15 protein-coding genes and 3 pseudogenes are annotated in these 19,718 nt (G+C 61.3%); 11 read left to right on the forward strand and 7 right to left on the reverse strand.

Features of this window, described 5'->3' with window-relative positions; genetic code table 11:
• Positions 1 to 180: 180 nt before the first annotated feature.
• The 6 genes from F6X40_RS02595 to otsA all read right to left on the reverse strand — a co-directional run bounded on the left by F6X40_RS02595 (position 181) and on the right by otsA (position 6,993).
• Positions 181 to 1,026, reverse strand: a complete 846-nt coding sequence (locus F6X40_RS02595) for an IclR family transcriptional regulator (RefSeq protein WP_184062044.1) — start codon at positions 1,024 to 1,026, stop codon at positions 181 to 183.
• A gap of 841 nt (positions 1,027 to 1,867) precedes the next feature.
• Positions 1,868 to 2,182, reverse strand: coding sequence for a hypothetical protein (locus F6X40_RS02600; protein ID WP_187626723.1), 315 nt, complete (start codon positions 2,180 to 2,182; stop codon positions 1,868 to 1,870).
• 45 nt (positions 2,183 to 2,227) lie between these two features.
• Positions 2,228 to 3,472, reverse strand: a complete 1,245-nt coding sequence (locus tag F6X40_RS02605) for a cation:proton antiporter (protein WP_187626724.1) — start codon at positions 3,470 to 3,472, stop codon at positions 2,228 to 2,230.
• 256 nt (positions 3,473 to 3,728) lie between these two features.
• On the reverse strand, positions 3,729 to 4,853 hold the full coding sequence (locus tag F6X40_RS02610; protein WP_187626725.1) for a mechanosensitive ion channel family protein: 1,125 nt from the start codon (positions 4,851 to 4,853) through the stop codon (positions 3,729 to 3,731).
• A gap of 335 nt (positions 4,854 to 5,188) precedes the next feature.
• Complete coding sequence (locus F6X40_RS02615) at positions 5,189 to 5,410, reverse strand: hypothetical protein (protein WP_187626726.1); 222 nt, start codon at positions 5,408 to 5,410, stop codon at positions 5,189 to 5,191.
• 149 nt (positions 5,411 to 5,559) lie between these two features.
• Positions 5,560 to 6,993, reverse strand: a complete 1,434-nt coding sequence (gene otsA, locus F6X40_RS02620; RefSeq protein WP_187626727.1) for an alpha,alpha-trehalose-phosphate synthase (UDP-forming) — start codon at positions 6,991 to 6,993, stop codon at positions 5,560 to 5,562.
• 497 nt (positions 6,994 to 7,490) lie between these two features.
• Here otsA and F6X40_RS02625 point away from each other — a divergent pair.
• From F6X40_RS02625 to F6X40_RS42095, 9 genes and pseudogenes are all read left to right on the forward strand, one after another.
• A pseudogene (locus tag F6X40_RS02625) lies at positions 7,491 to 7,971 on the forward strand (diguanylate cyclase domain-containing protein); the annotation flags it as partial.
• A gap of 625 nt (positions 7,972 to 8,596) precedes the next feature.
• Positions 8,597 to 9,343 (forward strand): GntR family transcriptional regulator, encoded by a 747-nt coding sequence (locus F6X40_RS02630; protein WP_187626835.1) that lies wholly within the window; start codon positions 8,597 to 8,599, stop codon positions 9,341 to 9,343.
• A 168-nt stretch (positions 9,344 to 9,511) separates the two neighbouring features.
• Positions 9,512 to 11,080 carry a gamma-glutamyltransferase family protein gene (locus F6X40_RS02635; RefSeq protein ID WP_316251782.1) on the forward strand — a complete coding sequence of 523 codons (1,569 nt, stop codon included), beginning with the start codon at positions 9,512 to 9,514 and terminating at the stop codon, positions 11,078 to 11,080.
• A gap of 112 nt (positions 11,081 to 11,192) precedes the next feature.
• A complete protein-coding gene (oxlT, locus tag F6X40_RS02640; protein ID WP_187626729.1) occupies positions 11,193 to 12,503 on the forward strand; it encodes an oxalate/formate MFS antiporter in 1,311 nt (436 codons plus the stop codon).
• Between the two features lie 52 nt (positions 12,504 to 12,555).
• A complete protein-coding gene (locus tag F6X40_RS02645; RefSeq protein ID WP_184044181.1) occupies positions 12,556 to 13,332 on the forward strand; it encodes an ABC transporter ATP-binding protein in 777 nt (258 codons plus the stop codon).
• Complete coding sequence (locus F6X40_RS02650; RefSeq protein ID WP_184039818.1) at positions 13,329 to 14,183, forward strand: ABC transporter permease; 855 nt, start codon at positions 13,329 to 13,331, stop codon at positions 14,181 to 14,183. Before F6X40_RS02645 ends, F6X40_RS02650 begins: the two co-directional genes overlap by 4 nt.
• Before the next feature lie 41 nt (positions 14,184 to 14,224).
• Entirely contained in the window at positions 14,225 to 15,205 is a 981-nt protein-coding gene (locus tag F6X40_RS02655) for an ABC transporter substrate-binding protein (protein ID WP_187626730.1), read from the forward strand.
• Positions 15,206 to 15,225: 20 nt separating this feature from the next.
• Positions 15,226 to 16,578: an amidase gene (locus F6X40_RS02660; protein WP_187626731.1), complete on the forward strand. Its 1,353-nt coding sequence runs from the start codon at positions 15,226 to 15,228 to the stop codon at positions 16,576 to 16,578.
• A 116-nt stretch (positions 16,579 to 16,694) separates the two neighbouring features.
• A pseudogene (locus F6X40_RS42095) lies at positions 16,695 to 16,848 on the forward strand (IS6 family transposase); the annotation flags it as partial.
• Between the two features lie 228 nt (positions 16,849 to 17,076).
• Here F6X40_RS42095 and F6X40_RS02665 read toward each other — a convergent pair.
• Positions 17,077 to 17,319 (reverse strand): annotated as a pseudogene (locus tag F6X40_RS02665) (transposase); the annotation flags it as partial.
• 183 nt (positions 17,320 to 17,502) lie between these two features.
• Here F6X40_RS02665 and F6X40_RS02670 point away from each other — a divergent pair.
• Both F6X40_RS02670 and F6X40_RS02675 read left to right on the forward strand, forming a co-directional pair.
• Positions 17,503 to 17,853, forward strand: coding sequence for a hypothetical protein (locus F6X40_RS02670; protein ID WP_187626732.1), 351 nt, complete (start codon positions 17,503 to 17,505; stop codon positions 17,851 to 17,853).
• A 489-nt stretch (positions 17,854 to 18,342) separates the two neighbouring features.
• On the forward strand, positions 18,343 to 19,629 hold the full coding sequence (locus F6X40_RS02675) for an ATP-binding protein (RefSeq protein ID WP_187626733.1): 1,287 nt from the start codon (positions 18,343 to 18,345) through the stop codon (positions 19,627 to 19,629).
• The last annotated feature ends 89 nt before the right edge of the window (positions 19,630 to 19,718 follow it).

Consider the following 19,718-nt stretch of genomic DNA (forward strand, 5'->3'; position numbering starts at 1 on the left):
TACGTTGCGGCGTCTGTAACAGTCCAGCCGCGTATTTTTCGGTTGATTACGAAGGTTACAGCATGTCGGCGAATGGTCGGGCGAGGGCGGGCCGCCGTCGCCACTCCCGCAGATCGAGGGCGGCTGGCGCCGCGTTCGATCCGCGCGGGGCGCCGTTTGGCGCCCGTTGCCGCCGCCGGCTTATTCGTCGAGCCGGCGCCCCGGCGTGCCGCCGATCTCCAGGACGATCTTGTCGATGCATTCGAGCAGCGCGGGCGCGGCGCGCGCGATCAGCCAGTCGCGCGGACATTGGTCGGCCGAGCCGCCGCAATTGACCGCGTAGCGCTCGCCCGACGGCCCGACGAAGCCGAGCGCGATCGCGTTCAGCCCGTTGTACCACTCGCCGGTGGCGATTGCGAAGCCGCGCTCGAGGGTGTCCTGGATCGCGCTTGCGAGACGGCTGCCGATATAGCCCCAATCGTCACCTTCGGCCGTCTGCAGGCCGACCAGCAGACGGTCGCGGTCCGGTTGCGCGAGCGCCGCGAGGTACGCCCGGCCGACGGCGGTGCGCGTCAAGCTCATGCGCGAGCCGATTTCGAGTCGCGACACGAGCACCGCCGAACGCGGCCGGATCGCGTCGATGACGACCATGTCGTAGCGGTCGCGCACCGCCAGATGCACCGACAACGCGGTGCGTTCCGCGAGTTCGATCAGAAACGGCCGCGCGCGCGAGCGGATGTCGAAGTTGCGCAGAAAGCCGTTGCTCAGTTCGAGCACCGACGAGGTCAGCACGAAGCGCTCGCTGTCGGGTAGTCGCAGCAGAAAACCGGTGCCGACGAGCGTCGCGGTGATGCGTGACACGGTGGGCTTCGGGATGCCGGTCAACTCGGCGAGTTCGCGATTGCTGAGTGGTGCGTGCGCGGCGGCGACGGCGCGCAGTACGGTCAGGCCGCGCGCGAGCGCGGTGACTTCATCGCCTGGGCCGTCTCGGTCTTTGCTGGCGGGGACCTTGGCGGCGACGGGTTGGTTGGGAGTGGATCGGTTCATGCGCTTTTATGGAACAGCATTTCAAATTGTTCGTGCGACAACCTGTTGACGGCCGCTCACAGAGGCAGGGACATCTCCAAACCGGGGCACCCATTCATACATTTTTAAGAAAAGTCATTGTATCGGAAGAATTTGCCGATCGATGGTCGACTACATCTTTTTGCTTGACTTAGTCAGCATAACCATAAAAAATGGAACCTCATTTCGAAAGTCGCTTGTCTTCGCTGCATTGTGGTGCGCGCGAGCGGAAAAATCCCAAAATCCAGGATCGATTGCCCGTCCAATGCGCTTGCGCGTTTCGAATTACCTTCTCTCAGGTTCTAGCACGGCCCTCGGAATGGCTAGAACTTTTTAAGGCGTCACGGCAACGTGACGCTTTTTTTTTGGTTGTTACGGGTGCACAACAAAGTCTGCAGGAACGTAAGCTTCGTCTTTCGGGTACTGCAAAGTCTGCAGCACCGGGAAAATTCACTGTGCGATGCACAATTCTGACTGAGCTTTGGCTACCGTGAACGCGCTCCCGATAGGCGGGTGAGTGCTCGTCGACGAACTTCGGTGGCATTCAAAGTGCCACTTGTTGACAAGCGTCGCTCGACAGGTGGCCGCTCCAGCGCGCCGAACACGTATTCGTTCGGCCATTCGATTGTCCGCATTTTCATTGAGCCACGCAGCATCTCGCCGAAGTTCTGTCGTGCGGCGCTCCCCGGCGAATTTGCAAGCCACTCCCTAACGGCGCTCATTCTGTCTCGCGCCCGGCACAGACGCAGAAAGCTGTCATCGGACAGCCCACGGTCATTGGAGGCGTACCGCATCGTTCGCGAACGCGATCACCTTCGATACCCTATTTATCTACTTGCTCCAGCGCTTCGCTCTTTTGGATGAATTGCCGCCAGGTTGTTGAGGAGGATGCAGCGGCGGTGTCCGGCTGAGAATCTGATGCAGTTGATCCAATCCAACTCTCTTGATCATCGCGCGATCGCGGTCCCTTACGACAATGCTTATATTTTCCTTGCCGCCCTGAACCTGATACACCCAATCCACGTAGCGGCGGAGCGTCTCGTAATTCACCCCTCTGGTGCTTACCTGCATTTACCACAACACATCTGATCGACAAAGATCTTTCATAGCTGATTTTGCCGAACGCGATGGTCGCCACCTGGCAATCCTTTTGTCGTAACTGGTCACCGCATACGGACCGTTTTCATTCTTCCTTGACGCCTGCTGCCCGACGGATAATCCAGCCAACCGTGAGCCCCTGACCCAGGATCGACGAAACGACCACACAGTACGTCAACGCGAGGACGATGTCGCGCCCCGGTCCAGGATGAATCGATAGTGCCAGTGCAACGGAAATGCCACCACGCAGCCCGCCCCATGTAAGCACACTCCACGCTCCTTTCGGTAGCCGGGACGCCCGCCCAAGAAGCATGACAGGCAGTCCCACCGACACGAGTCGCGCGAGCAGTGCGACCAGTGCCGCACCGGCGCCAGCGAGTAGTATCCTGCCGGGGAACTCGACGAGCAGAACCTCCATGCCGATCAATACAAAAAGAACGGCATTCAGAATCTCATCGATCAACTCCCAGAACATGTCCACGTATCGCCGGGTCGTCTCGGACATCGCGTCGGCGCGGCCGCGGTTGCCGATCATCACGCCCGCAACCACCATGGCGAGTGGCCCGGAGACATGCAGATGATTAGCGAGCGCGTAGCCGCCGATCACCGATGCGAGCGTCATCAGGACTTCGACCTGGTAATGGTCGACGCTTTTGAGCAGCCGATATGTCAGATAGCCTACGACGCCGCCGAATAGCAGGCCGCCGCCGGCTTCCAGGATAAATGCAGCCAACCCCGTCTGGAAGGATGGAGTGACGCCCGTGCTGGCCATCGTGAGCAGCAGAGAGAAAAGCACGACCCCGACGCCGTCGTTGAAGAGCGACTCTCCAGTAATGACCACCTTCAGGCCTTCGGGCGCGCCTGCGGACTTCAGGATGCCGATTACCGCGACGGGGTCCGTCGGCGAAATCAGGGCGCCGAACAGCAGGCAGAAGGGCAGCGCGAGTTCGACTCCGCAAAGGGGGAGCAGTTTCCACATCGCGAATCCGATCAGCAGCGTGGAGGTCGCCGTACTGAGCACAGCCAGACTGATGATCTGGGTCCGGAAAGCCTTCAGCTTGCGTAAATCCACATGCATCGCGCCGGCGAACAGCAAAAGCGACAGCATGCCTTGCAGAAGCACCTCACTGAAATTGATCGAGTTGACGAGATGCTCTTCTGCAACGCGCAAACCGTGCGCGACGCCAAGCTTGTCCAGTCCAACGATCGCAAGGGAGAGTCCGAGCGCCGTTACCATGACGCCGATCGTCGTCGGAAGCCTCAGAAAGCGGTGATTCACATACGCCAGTAGCGCGGTGACGACCAGACAGATGGCAATGATGTCGAGCATGCGGCGTGGTGGGGGATGAAGGTTCTGGGCTGGATTGAGCGGACCAGCGGCGCTGGATCATGTGATCGGATTCGCACGGGAAATCTAGGTTGAATTTTCTGCATCCGGACTCCAGCCGTGCCTTGGGAAACGGGAGTATACGCGGTTGCCAAACGGGTCATCCGGCAGACGCGTGGGGCAGCCAGGCGCCTGAAATCCTGTCCCGGGCATTAACCCGAACACGCTCAGGAACGGCCCGAGCGGTATTCGGAAGCGTTTATTGTGCCTCTCGAGTAGCCAATTCCGCGTGCGGTGCGAACGATGACCTCTTTGCACCGTCCTCCGCCTGTTGCCTGTTCACGACGTGGAGCGTGCGCGTCGGGAAAGCGAATTCAATACCCCGTCTACCAAATTGCGTCATCAACTCGAGATTGATTCCCTGCTGTATGTCCATGTACAGGTTGTAGGCGGGATCGGTGACGTAATACACGACTTCGAAATCGAGCGAGCTGTCGCCGAACCCCTTGAAGTGCGCACGATCAAAGCGGGTCTTTCCGGCGGATTCGACTGCCTTCTGTACGATGGCAGGAACGGCGCGCAATTGCTCGGGACTCGCATCGTATGTCACCCCGAAATTAAACAGAATGCGCCGCTCGGCCATTCGCTTGTAGTTGTGAATCGTGTTTTTCAGCAGTTCGGTATTGCTGCAAACGATCTGTTCTCCACTCAGACTCCGGATGCGCGTGGTCTTGAGTCCGATGTGCTCGATGCTCCCGGCAATCTCACCGAAGACGATGAAGTCGCCAATCTCGAATGGCTTGTCGAGTCCGATGGCCAGCGATGCGAAAAGATCACTCAGAATGCTTTGTACCGCGAGTGCGACGGCAACACCACCCACACCCAGGCTCGCGACAAACGCGGTGATGTTCACGCCCATGTTGGCGAGCACCGCCAGCATAAGAACGGACCACAGCAGCGCGCGCAACGTCCACGACAGCATGGTCGTGATGACCGGATTGTGGGCGAGCCTCTCTGTCGCTTGCAGCCGCCTCTCGGTCCATAGCGTCACGCCACGGTTTATCCACAGGGCCAGCTGAAAACCGATGACGAGAAACCAGAGATGGCCAAGACGGCCGTCCCACCTGTCCGGCAATGTCAGAAACTTCGTGCCGACCAGCGCTGCTGCCGCGAGTAGCGTAAGCCGGTGCGTGCCTTCAATGACCTGAACCAGCATATCGTCGAGACGGGTTGACGTTCGTTGGGACAGCATCGAAAGGCGCGTGATGGCGAACTTCAGCAGATAGATCAACGCCAGGTAGCTGACGATGGTCGCGATCGCCGCATAGACCCACTCGCTGGCAGGGATACCCAGAAACACGTTCAGGTCGAGCCACTTTTTCATCGATTTTCCTCCCCAATTGATTCCGAGTGACGGAACTCATAGACGTGAGCGGTGTAAGCGCTCGTAGCGGTCTGTCAGGCCTCCAGGAAGATAGTTCCCCCAATCAGTTCGAGTCGGTGGCGTGGATGCGCATTCCCCTTTGACTCGATCTGGCGCGGCCCGGGCGCTCGTCCGGCTCACCTCTTCAGAAATCCAGTGTCGTGCATTTCCTGAGAAACTCGATGCATTCAGGCTGGTTTGGCCAGCACGACGAAGCCGTTGTACTCGTCAAGCTGCTCTCGCCGCTCAGCCATGTCGGTCTCCATCGTCAAGTATGCGGAACCGCCGTGCGCGGCTCAGTCCCGGTTTTCGTCGCACCATTTGATAGCCCACGCTTTCGCGCAAGATATGGCATCGGCCTCGTCGGCGAACGAATCGATATCACCTGAATCATGCGTTTCGACGCGGTCTTCCGCGTCGCCCGGTCCGCGACTGATTCTGGCTCTCGCAACGTAACGACCATCGTTAGCGCGGTGCGCCCGGCAATCGATGTGAAATGTTCCGTAGTCGTACAGCATCGCGGCACCTCAACATTCGTTTGTTACATCAGTTGTCACGCAATCAGTCTGCATGTGCTCTTCAGCGGGGCTGCAACGCGCTGTCGCGTGGGTACTCGAGCCGATTGCGTCGTCGGCGTAGGGCGGCACGATGCGCCAATCGCCGTCGGTTAGCTCGCGCGATCGGCTGAATGTCCCAGCACCGGTTCACGGTCGTCACTGCGCTCAGCAGCCGAGAGATCCCTCAGAAAACTCGAACTCCACCAGTGCACATCGAACTGGCGGATCCGCCCCATCAATGCTGCGTGACGACTGATCCGTTCTTCGATTGACATCGTCAGCGCGCGCTGAATGACGTGCGCTGTCCCGTGCGTATCGTACGGATTCACAAGAAGAGCTTCTTTCAATTGTTCCGCTGCGCCGGCAAATCGGGAGAGAACCAGCACGCCGGGATCGCCCGGGTCCTGCGCGGCGATAAACTCCTTGGCGACCAGGTTCATCCCATCGCGCAGTGGCGTGACAAGCGCGACGCGGCTTGCGCGATATAGTCCCGGTAGCCGCTTACGGGCGACGTTGCGATGAATATAACGAACCGGCATCCAGTCAAGTTCGCCGAAGTCACCGTTTATCGCGCCGCAGAGGCTGTCCATCTCGCGGCGCAGATCGTCATAGGCACCCACGTCTTCCCGGCTCGGGGACGCGATCTGGATGAGTGTTGCACTGTTGCGGTTCTCGGGGTAGTTCGCGAGAAGCTCACGAAACGCGTGCACGCGCTGCGGTAGACCCTTTGAGTAATCCAGCCTGTCGACGCCGAGAAGCAGGCGGCGTCGGGAGTACTCCTGTCGCATACGATCGAACATTTCGACACCCTCCCGGTCCTGCGCGAGAGCGGCGAACTCATCGACGTCGATTCCTATCGGATACGCCCCGACCCGCAACGTGCGATTGAAGGCCCGAAGCTGTGCGCCGGGTAGCGCGTCAGCGCTGGCTTCGGACTCTACGTAGCGCGTAAAATGCGTTACATCCGCTTCGCTCTGGAAGCCGGCCAGATCGTAGGCGAATAGTGAACGCATGAGCCATTCGTGCTCTGGAATGGCCGCCATGATGAGAGGCGGTGGCATCGGGACATGCAGAAAGAATCCGATCCGGTTGCCGCACCCCATCGCTCTGAGTTCGGCAGCAAGGGGGATCAGGTGATAGTCATGGACCCAGATGATGTCGTCGGGCCTGAGCAACGGTAGCAGCTTTCGCGCGAACAGCTGGTTGACCCGCCGGTACCCTGCTGCGAATCGTACATCAAAATTCGCAAGGTCCAGCCGGTAGTGGAATACCGGCCATAAGACATCGTTCGCGTATCCCAGATAGTAGCTATCGTAATCCTGCTGGTTCAGGTCAAGCGTCACCAGTTGTATGTTCCCGACTGTTTGCAGTCTGACGCTGGTCTCGCTGTCAGATTCGGGTGCCGCGTCGCGAATCTTGCCGCTCCAGCCAAACCACATCCCACCTGTCTGTTGCAGACTCTCTTTTACCGCTACAGCGAGACCTCCCGCTGCGGCCTTCCGGAGGTCAGCAGTGCGATTCGAAACAACAACAAGACGGCTCACTCAATCCCCCGGTTGGATACCGCAGCGCAAGGCAAGGGCGTGAGCGTGTTATCAGCAGGTCCGATTTGCCCAGCGCTACCGCTTGTCGCGAGGACAAAACCGCCTTTACCAAGCGTCCGTTCTTTACTACAGTGTGTAAGCAATCGTAACACAGTAGTGTTAGCGCTATTCAAAGCCGCGAAGTTCACTACGAATGGGCTGGAAAAAGGCTCAAGGCCAGGGCCGGTGAGTGGGTGGGACAGGAATTGAGCAAGAAAAACACTTTCCATTCCTATCGAGGCGCCACGGCGAAGTACATCCTGCAGGCGTTGCTGCAGCCTGTAGCTGGCTGCGGGATGTTGGTGGCAATCGTCATGATTGCGCTATCCGCTTTCGTGCTGTATCAGAGCCGTCGCGATGCCGCAGAATATACTCGAATCAACCTTCGCAATATCGCCCTGATTGCAGAGCGGTGGAATCGTCGTCCTGGTCATCAGTCTCGACTACTTTCGCGCCTTGCTGTTTCGCTAATCGGGAAGGAGGGCGTCACGATCATGCGTCAACCTCTCGGTAATAGGATCCTTGGGAAGGACATCAGCCAGTCCCATACATTTCGGCGATTCATCTCGGCACCCGAGGGAAGCTTTAGTGAAATCGCATCGATTGACGGTGTGCGCCGCCTTTATTGGTTCAAGAATTTTCCGGGGCTACCTCTGATCATAATGGTCGCCGCGGCCGAGCGTGATATGTACGCGCTTTGACGCACACGTGCAATCACAATCGGATCGCTCATGTGCATCTTTTGGGGCTGTGTTTATTGCGCTTTCGTTTTCACTTCCGGCTCAGCTTCGTCGCCGGATACAGGCAGAGGATGAAATGCGTTTGATTGCACGTACGGATGTGCTGACTGGCTTGAACAACCGACGCACTCTTGACGAAATCCTGGCGAAGGAATGGAGCACGGTGAAGCGAAATGGCTCGGAGTTCTCCTTGCTGTTTCATCGACGTCGCCGAAGGGCTTTGACGGGTTGAGCTGTTCGTACCAGGCGACCATCGCGGGATCTTCCCATTGTGAACGCGCCATCTCTGTCTTGAAGGTGCCGGGTGCGATGCCGTTCGCACGAACCCCCTTTGATTAGCGGGCAACAGGCGGTCGGGTATGGACTAGCGGAATCGCGCAGTTGCCTCCGGACAGTTGATGGACGAGGCCCTGAAACTCGCTGACAAGCTGCTCGCCCAGCCACACAACGCCCTTCGGGAGACCAGGAAGATCATGAATACGGTTCTGCGTCAGAGTGCATCGCACGTGCTCGACACGACGCTAGCAGCGCAGCTTTCCGCCACGCTAAGCGATGAGCATCATCAGCTTGCAGGAGCATTTCTCGCTGGCCAGAAGCGCGCCCGGCGCGCCCCGGACTGCGGAGTACTCCATGCGCCCTCAGCTTTTCAGCATCCGTATTACCCAGCTTCTCGACATACGGCACCTGTCCGATTCAAGTTTGTTACTGACGCCTACAATGGCGGCGTCCGCCCGAGCCGCCGGCAGATTAAATTTCTGTTGACGGATGTTTTGAGGCTAGCCGATAGTCACTGCCGAAAAGACCCGTCAATTCCAGGCTCATGTGTGAAAGACACAACCCAATCTCCCTCGTCGCGCGCTGACCATGTTTATTTCAGCGTGCGCGACGATATCTTCGACATGCGCCTGCTGCCCGGCGATCGTATGACCGAAGGCAGTATCGCGGATCGCTTCGGCGTTTCCCGCACACCGGCGCGCGAGGCGCTGCAGCGCCTCCAAAGCGACGGGTTGATGCGCGGCTATGTGCGCGGCGGCTGGGAAGTCGTGCCGATCGATTTCAAGCGCTTCGAAGATCTATACGAAATGCGCAAGCTGATCGAGACGTTTTCGGTCAGCCGGTTCTTTGGGGTCGACGGCGCCTTATCCGCGACCGCCTTGCAGATGCTCGAGCGGCTCGAGCGCATCTGGAACGTTCCTCGCGCACAGCGCGTTCGCGATGGCCGCGAGATGGTGGCACTCGACGAAGCCTTTCACGAGGCGTTGGTCGTCGCCGCCGGCAACGCCGAGTTGAGCGCGGCCATGCAGCGCGTGACCGACCGCATCCGCGTGGTGCGGCGGCTCGATCTCGTCTATGGTGACTGCATCGATGACACTTACGACGAACACATTGCAATTCTCGCGGCCATCCGCAATCTTGCGGCGGACAGTGCCGTCGAGTTGCTGGGACGGCACATAGAAGGGAGCAGGGCGGAGGTGCGCACGCTGACGACCGAGCGCCTGCAACGCGCCCGCACCGCATTGGAGCCCCACAGCGCTCCCTATGCACCACCAAGGTTGCGCGGCACCATCTAGCAACATACGTTGGAGCGGCTCGAGCTTTTAAGCTCCTTCTGCAGTCAGCCTCTGCGGGAATTCTGGCTGATGGCACGGTTTTCGCATAGAGATGGGTATGTATACAAGCAAACCTCTATTGCTCCCATGGCATCCAAATTCCTGAATCCGGGCCGCGGAACCCGCGGCATGGCGGTTGCGCCTCACGCGCTCGCCGCGCAGAGCGCTCTCGCCATCCTGCGTGAAGGCGGCAACGCCGTCGAAGCGATGATTTCCGCCGCCGCGACCATCGCGGTCGTCTATCCGCACATGAACAGCATAGGCGGGGACGGCTTCTGGCTGATCTCCCGTCCCGGCGCCGAGCCGGTCGGCATCGAAGCATGTGGCGCGGCGGCGCTGGCCGCAACAATCGACGAATACCGCGCGCGCGGACTGGCGGCGATTCCCGTGCGCGGCCCGCTCGCAGCCAATACCGTGGCCGGCACGGTGTCGGGCTGGCAGCGCGCGCAGCGCTGGTCGGCTGAAACGCTCGGGGGCAGGCTGCCGGTCAAACGCCTGCTGGAAGACGCGATCCACTACGCGAAGCACGGCGTGCCGGTCACGTGCAGCCACGCGCAGTGTGTGGAGAGCCGCCTTGCCGAATTGCGCCCGATCGCGGGTTTCACCGAAACCTTTCTACCCGGCGGTTCCGCGCCCGTTACCGGCGAGCGCTTCGTCGCACCGCGTCTTGCCGCTACGCTCGAACGTCTGGCCGACGCGGGCTTCGACGACTTCTATCGGGGCGACCTCGCACGCAGCATTGCCGGCGATCTGCAGTCAGCGGGCTCCCTGCTGAGCCTTGCGGATCTCGAACGGCACGAGGCGCGCCTGCGAACGCCGCTCGCGCTCAAGCACTCGCTGGGCACGATCTATAACATGCCCCCGCCGACCCAGGGGCTGGTGTCGCTGCTGATTCTGGGCATCCTCGATCGGGTGCTGACGAAGGACATGGACCCGCTTGGTCCCGAGTTCGTGCATGCGTGCGTCGAAGCGACCAAACTGGCGTTCGCCGTGCGCGACGCCGAGATTACCGACCCGGATTACATGCGCGTCGATCCGCGTGAGTTGCTGCAGCCGGCCGCGCTTGACGCGATGGCCGCGCAAGTCTCGATCACCCAGGCCGCGCCGTGGGGCGCCGGTCGCGGGCCGGGCGATACGGTGTGGCTTGGCGTGACAGACAGCAACGGCGTCGCGGTGAGCTTCATCCAGAGCATCTATCACGAGTTCGGCAGCGGCATCGTGCTGGCGGGGTCGGGCATCAACTGGCAGAACCGCGGCTGCAGTTTTTCGCTCGACGAGCGCGCACGCAATCCGCTGATGCCGCTGCGCCGGCCTTTTCATACGCTGAACCCGGCGCTCGCACGTTTTGCCGACGGCCGTACGATGGTCTACGGCAACATGGGCGGCGACGGCCAGCCGCAATCGCAGAGCGCGGTTTTCTCACGCATCGCGAAATTCGGCTGGAATCCGCAAGCCGCGATCGATGCGCCGCGTTGGCTGCTGGGCCGGACCTGGGGCCAGTCGACCGACACGCTCAAGCTCGAAGCGCGCTTCGCGCCCGGCACAGTGGCCCGGCTCGAAGCGCTCGGCCACCAGGTCGAGACGATGCAGGCCTACGACGAGGCAATGGGACACGCCGGCGCAATCGTTCGGTATCCAGATGGATTGATTGAAGCGGGCTACGATCCGCGCAGTGACGGGGCAGCCGCGGGCTGGTAGACGCACACGCGCGCTTTTTTTCAATCGGATTGCAGGTCCGGCCTTTGAGGCCCGGAGGACGCTGCACGTCTGCCGGGCGCCGGCAGGCATTTGCTCAGTAAATGGAGTTACGATGACCACACCCACACGCTCGCAATCCATAGCGTCGGCGGACCTCCGCAGCACTTCGACCACCGTGACAGACAACCGTTGGCTTCAGCTGGGGCTGGGTCTCGTCTGCATGATGGCGATCTCGAGTCCGCAATATGTATGGACGCTGATGACCAAACCGCTCGCCGCGAAACTCGGCGTAGCGCTACCTGAACTGCAAGTCACGTTCTCGCTGCTGATCATATTGCAGACGTTTTTCTCGGCGTTTCAGGGCAAGCTGATCGACCGCTTCGGACCGCGCATGCCGATCTCGATCGGCACCGCGATGGCGGGCCTGAGCTGGATTCTGGCCTCGCAGGTGCATAGCGCGCCGATGCTCTATCTGACCTACGGTGTGATCGGCGGGCTGGGCACGGGCATTGTGTATGTCGGCGTGGTGGGGCTGATGGTGCGCTGGTTCCCGACCAGGCGCGGCTTCGCGGCGGGCGCGGTGGCTGCCGGCTATGGCATGGGCGCGATCGTCACGACGTTCCCGATCGCCACGTCGCTGCAGACACGCGGCATCGAAGCCACGCTGTGGATGTTCGGCATTGCGTTCGCAGTGGTCGGTCTGCTGGCTTCGCAGGGTTTGCGCGTGCCGCCTTCGCACGACGATGCCGCCGGTTCCGCGGGTTCCGCGGGTTCCATTTCCGCGCCGACGGTCGCGAGTTTTCGCCCGTCGCAGACACTGAAGACGCCGCTCTTCTGGCTGATGTTCGCGATGATGACCATGATGTCCACGTCGGGTCTGATGGTCACCTCGCAGATGGCCACCTTCGCCGCCGACTTCGGCGTGACCAGGGTGCTCGTGTTCGGCATGGCTGCGCTACCGCTGGCGTTGACAATCGACCGCTTCACGAACGGACTCACGCGGCCGCTGTTCGGCTGGGTGTCGGACAAGGTGGGGCGCGAGAACACGATGTTCTTCGCGTTCGCACTCGAAGGCATAGCAATGGCGTTGTGGCTGCTCACGCGCGATAACGCCGTGCTATTCGTGCTGCTGTCGGGCGTGGTGTTCTTCGGCTGGGGCGAAATCTTCTCATTGTTCCCGGCGACGCTGACGGACACCTTCGGCACGCGTCACGCCACCGAGAACTACGGCTGGCTCTACATCTCGCAAGGGATCGGCTCGATCTTCGGCGGCCCCCTCGCGGCATTGCTGCATCAGCACGCGGGCAGTTGGGAGCCGGTGTTCTCCACCGCGATCACGCTCGACATCGCCACCGCACTGCTGGCCATTGCCGTGCTTAAGCCGATGCGCCGCCGCTTTCTCGCCGCACAGCGGGGCGTTTGACTCCGCCCGCCGTCTGCCGCAATGCACACCGAACCGTCGTCGAGGAACAAACATGCCCGTTCAGCTTGCCTTACGCAATATCCGCAAATCGTTTTCGAACAAACTCGGCTCGGTCGACGTCCTCGGCGGTCTGACCTTCGATATTCACGAACGCGATTTCGTCAGCATCATCGGGCCTTCGGGCTGCGGGAAAACGACCGTGTTCAACGTGATCGCCGGCCTGCTCGAGGCGGATAGCGGCGATATCGTCTATCGCGGGCAAAGCGTCGACGGCTTACGCGGCAAGGTCGGCTACATGATGCAGCGCGACCTGCTGCTGCCGTGGCGTACCGTGCTGCAAAACGTGCTGATCGGACCGGAACTGTCGAATATGCCGGCCGCTCAGGCGCACGACATGGCGATGGAATACCTCAACACGTATGGCCTCGCGGGCTTCGAACATGCCTATCCCCGCATGCTGTCGGGCGGCATGCGTCAGCGCGTCGCGCTCATCCGCACGCTGATCAACGATCCCGACATCATCTTGCTGGACGAGCCGTTCTCGGCGCTCGACTATCAGACGCGCCTGTACCTGGAAGGCGTGTTGATGGAAGCTGTCGAAACGTTCCATAAGACAGTGGTGCTCGTCACACACGACATCGACGAAGCGGTCGCGTTGTCCAGGCGCGTGGTCGTGCTCGGCGGCCGGCCTTCGCAGGTGAAGAAGATCTATGACATCGACATCGCCGCGCGCTCGCCGATCGGTGCGCGCAGCGACCCCAACTTCGCGGGTTACTTTCATGCATTGTGCGGCGAGCTCGATATTCAGACGGAGGTAAAGGCAGCATGACACAGTCCATTTCCATCGATAAATCGGCACCGGCACGGCGTGCACCGAAGGCTCGCGTGCGGTACGCACTTGACAGCGGCTGGGGCCGCTCGCTGCTGCAACTGGCGGCCGTGATTGCGTTCTTCGCCATCTGGGAAGGGGCGGCGCGCCTGGGCTGGGTATCGAATTTCCTCGTCGGCTCGCCGTCGAAAATCCTCGCGGCGCTCGTGCGCGACATGCAATCGCATCAGCTTTTTATCGACACCGGCTATACGCTTTTCGAAGCCATTCTCGGTTTCGTGTTCGGCACGGCGGTCGGATCGGTGTGCGGGCTCGCGCTGTGGTATTCGCCGTTCGTCGCGCGGCTGATCGAGCCATTCATCGTCGCGATCAACAGTGTGCCGAAGATCGCTTTCGCACCGATCGTGATCTTGTGGTTCGGCACCGGGTTGATCTCGAAGGTCGCGCTGGCCATTTCGCTGACCGCGATCGTCGCGCTGATCGCCGCGTATGAAGCGGCCAAAGACGCCGATCCCGATTTGCAGGCGCTGCTTGTCACGCTCGGCGCGAACAAAAACGATGTCTTCATGAAAGTGGTGGTGCCGTTCACCCTACCCTATGTGATCTCCACCTTTCGCATCAACGTCGGCTTCGGTCTGGTTGGCGCGGTGGTGGGCGAATTCATCTCGTCAGAGAAGGGCCTCGGGCACATGATCTTCACAGCGTCGAGCCTGTATGACCTCAACACCGTGTGGGCGGGCCTGTTCGTACTGATGGCGATCGGCTTCGTTCTGTACTTTTTGATCGACCTGCTCGAGCGCAAGCTGCTGCCGTGGCGGCAGGCGTCGAATACCACCACGCTCAAGGTTTAACCCATTTCCGGCAGTCCAACCACTTCATCTCAGGACAGACGATGGCACTAACCGCAAGAAAGGCGCTGAGCGCGCTGAGCATCGCTTTAACAGTGAGCGTTGCAGCTGTTTCGACGCCGGCGCTTGCCGCAGGCAAGAAAGTGACTATTTCGCAGGCGTTCCAGTCGATGCTGTATTTGCCGCTCTATGTAGCGATCGACGGTGGCTTCTTCGAGAAGCAGGGACTCGATGTTAGCAAGCAGACGGCGGGTAGCCCGAGCGCGGCGCTCTCCGCCGTGCTGTCGGGCAGCGCCGATTTCTCGCTGCACGGGCCGGAGTGGACGGCCGTGGCCGCCGAGAAGGGCGCGGATGTCGACGTGATCGCCAACGTCGTGAACGGTGCGGCGGTGTGGATCGCGGTTGCGCCGGACGTGAAGTTCAGCGGCATCAAGGATGTGAAGGATCAGGTTGTCGTGTCGGGACAGATGCCGACTACGAGCACGTCGCTGTTCTTCAAGCTGTTGAAGGAGAACGGCATGTCCCAGAGTGACATCAAGCTGGTTCAGGTGCCGCTCGGCTCGGAGATCGGACCGCTGGTCGCCGGTCAGTCGAAGATCGCGGTGATGTATGAGCCGGGTCTCGATCAGGCCGTCGCGAAGGGCATGAAAGTCGTGCTCGGCTTTCCGAAGCTCTATGGCGAATACGCGTTCTCGTCGATCTCCGCCAAACGCAGCGTCGATCCTGATGCGGCCGCGAGGTTCGTGAAGGGGCTGCAAAACGCGCTGGTTTTCATGCAGGGCCATCCTGCGGAAACCGCGGCGATCGCTCGCAAGGAATTCCCGACGCTCGATCCCGTGGTGGTCGATGCAGCCGTCAAGCGCATGCTGGACGAAGGCGTGTATCCGAAGAACGTCGGCATCACGCCGAAAGCGCTGACCGTCGCGATGGACACGCAGATCGCGCTCGGCAACCTGAAGCAGCAACCCAGCTACGATAGGTTCATCGTTCAGAGTTACATTCAGCCGGCGCTTGCCGCGAAATGACACCGTTTGCCGACGCTTCCATGACCATGTTCCCTGCTTCTTCCACCGTCGCCCCGATTCCCACTATCGCCCGGATTCGCGCCGAGGTCGCCTCGGGCAATGCAGACGTCGCGCAGTACGTCGTGCGCGCCTACGATGCCGCGTGCGAATCGCAGGCGTCATTGCATGCGTTCTGCTATTTGCCGGAGATCGCGCCGGTCAATGCCGTCGATGCGACGGCGCCGTTGGCGGGCGTGCCTGTCGCGGTGAAGGACGTTCTGGATACCGCCGACATGCCGACCGAATTCAACTCACCCGCCTACAAGGGCCGACGCCCTGAGCACGATGCGTGGGTGGTGGCGCGTCTGCGTGCGGCGGGCGCGTCGATTATCGGCAAGACCGTGACCACCGAATTCGCCTGGCGTCAGCCGGGCGCGACCGTCAACCCGTGGAATGGCGGGTTCACACCGGGTGGTTCGTCGAGTGGCTCCGCGGCGGCGGTGGCGGCGGGCATCGTGCCGCTCGCACTCGGCACGCAGACCCAGGGCTCGGTGATCCGGCCTGCGGCGTACTGCGGCATCGTCGGGTTCAAGCCGACTTATGGCGCGATCGCGCGCACGGGCGTGTTGCCGCTGGCGTGGTCGCTCGATCACGTCGGCATGTTCGCGACGCGCGTCGCCGATGTAGCTTACACACTGGCGCTCGTCACTGGGGCCGATGCAGCCGATCCGCACGTCTCGCACGTTCCGCACACTGCCGCGACGACGCGCGGCACTGGGACGCGGCGCATCGGCGTGCTGTCGAAACAGGTCGGCGGCGAAGTCGAGCCGGCGCAACAGGCTGCGCTGGACAGGCTCGCGGCCCAGCTCGCGCGAGACGGTGCCGAGATAGTCTCAGTCGATCTGCCTGCCGAGATCTTCGAAACGCCCGCGCATGCGTTGAAACTGATGTCCGTGGAAGCGGCCATCACGCACGGCGAACTTGTAGACCGCACGCCCGAGCTCGTGAGCCAGGCAATGCGCGGTCTCGTCGACGAGGGACGCAAGCTGCCCGTCACCGCCTACGCCAGGATCAAGGCGGCGCAGATGCCGATGGCGCATCGCTTTCACGACTGGCTGACGCGCACGATGGCGCTCGATGCGCTGCTGGTCGCGCCGGCCACGGGCGAGCCGCCGCGCGGACTCGACTATACGGGCGACGCATCGTTCTGCGCACCGTGGACGTTCCTCGGTGTACCGGCCGTGACCGTTCCGGTGGGATTCGGGCCGGCGGGCTTGCCGCTTGGCGCACAACTGGTGGGCGCCGCTCACGGCGACCTGGATTTGCTGATGTTGGCGGAGTGGGTGGAAGCGCGCACTGGCTGGCAAGCGACGGTGGCTCAGCAGCACGGCTGAGCGCAGAGGCAAGGCTGGGGGCAATCGAAAACCGCATATCGCCGAGGGGCCGGTGAGCCGGCCTTTCCCATCGGCCGGTGTTGATGTTCGTAAATTCCGCTAGCCGTGTTCGCAGCAGCTATCCGGCGGCGAAGGCCAATATCCCTGAACTGGCGAACGTCAGGCATGTGTTCGTCAAAGCGAGCGCTCGTGTCAACAACCGCGCAAAGCAGTCATCAGCCGACGCGCGAGCGCGAGCGCCGAATGCGTGGCTTCCGAGCCCCAGAGAAATTGAACAGGGCCTAGGCATCCGGATCGAAGCAACGCGTTCAGATCGCGTCGACGTCGACCGAGCTTTCGTCGTGCGCGAGCAACTGGCTGTCCGGCAGGCGCAAGGGCACGAGGTTGTCAGCGAGTTCAGGCTGATCTGCGTGTTGACCGCCAGCTCCAGTTCGCCATCATGCCTCACCCGCGCGCGAATGGACGAACGGGACGAACGGCCCAGCTGAGCCGCTTACGAGTCAATTGCCCGATCTTCGCGTGCAACACCTTCACATCGACCGGGGGCTCGGCCGATGTCTGGCCCGTCTCGAACACTTCGGCAACACGCTCCTGCAGTTGCTTCTTCCAGTCCGTGATCCGGTTCGGATGCACATCAAACTGCTAGGCCAGCTCGGCCAGCGTCTTGTCGCCCTTGAGCGCCGCGAGTGCCACCATTGCCTTGAACGCCGGTGAGTGTGTCCGTCGGTTGCGTTTCGTCATCTTCTGGTTCCTTGTTGCCGGCCATTATGACCGACTCACGTCCCAGCTTTTCCACTTACCCGCCAGTGCCAAAGTGACATTTTTTGACACACCTTTCCAACAGATTTGAGGTCGCGATCTCTGTACATTCTCTTCTCGGCGCGCAATCCACTTCGTGCGCCCTCTATGTAAAGGAGGATGCTCATGAAAACTCGAACGTTTGCCATGCTGGTGGGAGGGGCTTTGCTCACATGCATGACTGCTTCCGCATTCGCCGGCGTGGTCGTCGGTGTCGCCGTGCCGGCCCCCGTCGCTGTCGTTCCGGCGACACTTGTCTATGCGCCGCCGACCGTGGTCGTGCAGAACGGTTACGCAGCAGCCGCCGTGCCGGCGGCAGTCGCACCGGTTGTGACGGTTGCGCCAGCGCCCCCACCTCCCATGGCGGTCGTCGTCATGCCGCGTCGTCCTGAGATGTATGTAGTTACGGTGCCGCGTCGCGTCTGGATGCCTGGTCACTGGGTAGGTGGGGTTTGGGTGGCCGGTCACTGGTCGTGAATTCTCTGCGCCGAACCCGTCTCGTGCGATACATCACCCCGGTCCATCAAAGCAGCAATGCCATGTAGCACATCGCTTCGGCGCCAACGCTGCTCGCCGCGGTCTGCTGGTTGCCGACTTTGTGCTGCTGGGCGTCCTCGGTGCACTTACGGTTGGAGGGTGCATGAGGCTGAATGGACGTGCACCCAAACGATTGTCCCCCGCAGCGATAATTCATCATCGTTTACAGCTTGGCATCGCAGTGCACAGTGCCGCATGCGGCGCTAATGAATCTGGCGGAGCTCGCGCGACGCTATGGCAATTCGTCCGCCATCCTTTTGGACGCGCTGTACGGCACGACCGCGCAAGTGGATGAGTGCCTTTCCCGGGCAAGGATGCAGAGGACCCACTGCGATCCCGGGACTGGTCAATCGAATGCAAAAGGCATCTGACTGTTTTATGTATACCTGCGTAGCAGGTCATCGAGAGAGCGAGATGAAAGGAAGCGGTATGTCGGTATGGCGGGGTTCCCTTTTCGCGCGCAACGTATTGCTGTTGATTGTACTGATGCTGACAAGTCAGATCCTGGTCTTTGCCGTCTATCTGAACTTTATCCAGAAGCCCAGAGTTGACGATGGCGCAGCGCTCGTGGCATCGCAGATCCGGATCCTGGACCGGCTGTTGTCAGTACTGCCGGACGACGAGCGAAACCGGCAACTGCTCGAAATGAACGGAGCGCCCCAAGGTGAACTGCCGCCGCCACAGGCTCGCGACGGGTTGCCTCCCGACTACATGGCGCACCGCTTTTTCGGTCGACTGGCATCGGAACTTGCCCCGGACGAACAGCTTCGCTGGGAGCGCGACGGGCACCGGATCTGGGTGCGTCTCCATGTGCAGGACGTGCGGTACTGGGTGGCGCTGCGTGGAACCTCGGCCATGAGCAGTACGCTGCCTTGGGCGCTGATCGGTCTGTTGTTAAGTGCGGCCACCCTTCCTGCTCTTGGGGCCTATCTGATCCACCGGCCGGTCGAACAGGCGCTGCGCCGGCTGGCGCGCGCTGCCGGCACCATCGAGCGTGGCGTTTGGCCCGAAGCGGTTCCCGTGAGCGGCCCGCGCGAGCTGGCAACAGTAGCGGAGGCGTTCAACCGGATGGCGTCGACGCTCGAAGATCTCGAAGCGACGCGCGCCGAAATGCTTGCGGGCATATCGCATGATATCCGCACGCCGCTGACCAAGCTGCGCATGGCCATCTTCGCGCCGGAGTCATTCGAGGCCCCGGCCGCCAGTGCGGAACGCTTTGTCGAGGAGATCGACACGATCGTCCAGCAGTTTATCGATTTCGCCCGTGGGTGGGATAGCGAACCGGCGACGCACGGCGATCTGAACGCGCTGATCGAACAGCTCGCCGCCGACTATGCAGGTCTCGGTCGCACGTTCGAACTGTCGCTCGCGGAATTGCCACCTATTGCGTTCCGACCGGTGGGCATGCAGCGCCTGTTGATGAACCTGATGCAGAACGCGGTCGTGTACGGTCAGGTCGGGCTCGCAGTACGGACGACCATGGACGCGCGAAGCGTCACGATTGCGGTTGAGGATCGGGGGCCGGGCCTGCCTCAAGAGCTTCTGTCGTTGATAAAGCAACCATTCCGGCGCGGCTCAGAGGCGGATCGAAAGGGCGGGAGCGGCCTCGGCCTCGCGATAGCGGAGCACGTCGCACAGCAGCATGGCGGCACGCTCGATCTCTTCCAGAATGCGCCGTCCGGACTCAAGGCCGTGGTGCAAATTCCCATTCCTTAACGGGCACTTGTCGGCGCGATGACTGCGCCGTCGACGTGGTGTGGCAGGGACTACGACTTAATGTGACGCTCGAGCCCCGCCCAAAGGGT

The organism is Paraburkholderia sp. UCT31 (assembly GCF_014397655.1).
GTDB classification, from domain to species: domain Bacteria; phylum Pseudomonadota; class Gammaproteobacteria; order Burkholderiales; family Burkholderiaceae; genus Paraburkholderia; species Paraburkholderia tuberum.

Excerpts from the sequence above, each read along its gene's own strand:
- F6X40_RS02635 (WP_316251782.1), top strand. The coding sequence starts at position 9,512 with ATGGCGGTTGCGCCTCACGCGCTCGCCGCGCAGAGCGCTCTCGCCATC.
- F6X40_RS02675 (WP_187626733.1), top strand. The coding sequence starts at position 18,343 with ATGTCGGTATGGCGGGGTTCCCTTTTCGCGCGCAACGTATTGCTGTTG.
- F6X40_RS02605 (WP_187626724.1), bottom strand. The coding sequence starts at position 3,472 with ATGCTCGACATCATTGCCATCTGTCTGGTCGTCACCGCGCTACTGGCG.
- F6X40_RS02655 (WP_187626730.1), top strand. The coding sequence starts at position 14,225 with ATGGCACTAACCGCAAGAAAGGCGCTGAGCGCGCTGAGCATCGCTTTA.
- F6X40_RS02650 (WP_184039818.1), top strand. The coding sequence starts at position 13,329 with ATGACACAGTCCATTTCCATCGATAAATCGGCACCGGCACGGCGTGCA.
- F6X40_RS02595 (WP_184062044.1), bottom strand. The coding sequence starts at position 1,026 with ATGAACCGATCCACTCCCAACCAACCCGTCGCCGCCAAGGTCCCCGCC.
- F6X40_RS02670 (WP_187626732.1), top strand. The coding sequence starts at position 17,503 with ATGAAAACTCGAACGTTTGCCATGCTGGTGGGAGGGGCTTTGCTCACA.
- F6X40_RS02660 (WP_187626731.1), top strand. The coding sequence starts at position 15,226 with ATGACCATGTTCCCTGCTTCTTCCACCGTCGCCCCGATTCCCACTATC.
- F6X40_RS02645 (WP_184044181.1), top strand. The coding sequence starts at position 12,556 with ATGCCCGTTCAGCTTGCCTTACGCAATATCCGCAAATCGTTTTCGAAC.
- oxlT (WP_187626729.1), top strand. The coding sequence starts at position 11,193 with ATGACCACACCCACACGCTCGCAATCCATAGCGTCGGCGGACCTCCGC.
- F6X40_RS02615 (WP_187626726.1), bottom strand. The coding sequence starts at position 5,410 with ATGCTGTACGACTACGGAACATTTCACATCGATTGCCGGGCGCACCGC.
- F6X40_RS02610 (WP_187626725.1), bottom strand. The coding sequence starts at position 4,853 with ATGAAAAAGTGGCTCGACCTGAACGTGTTTCTGGGTATCCCTGCCAGC.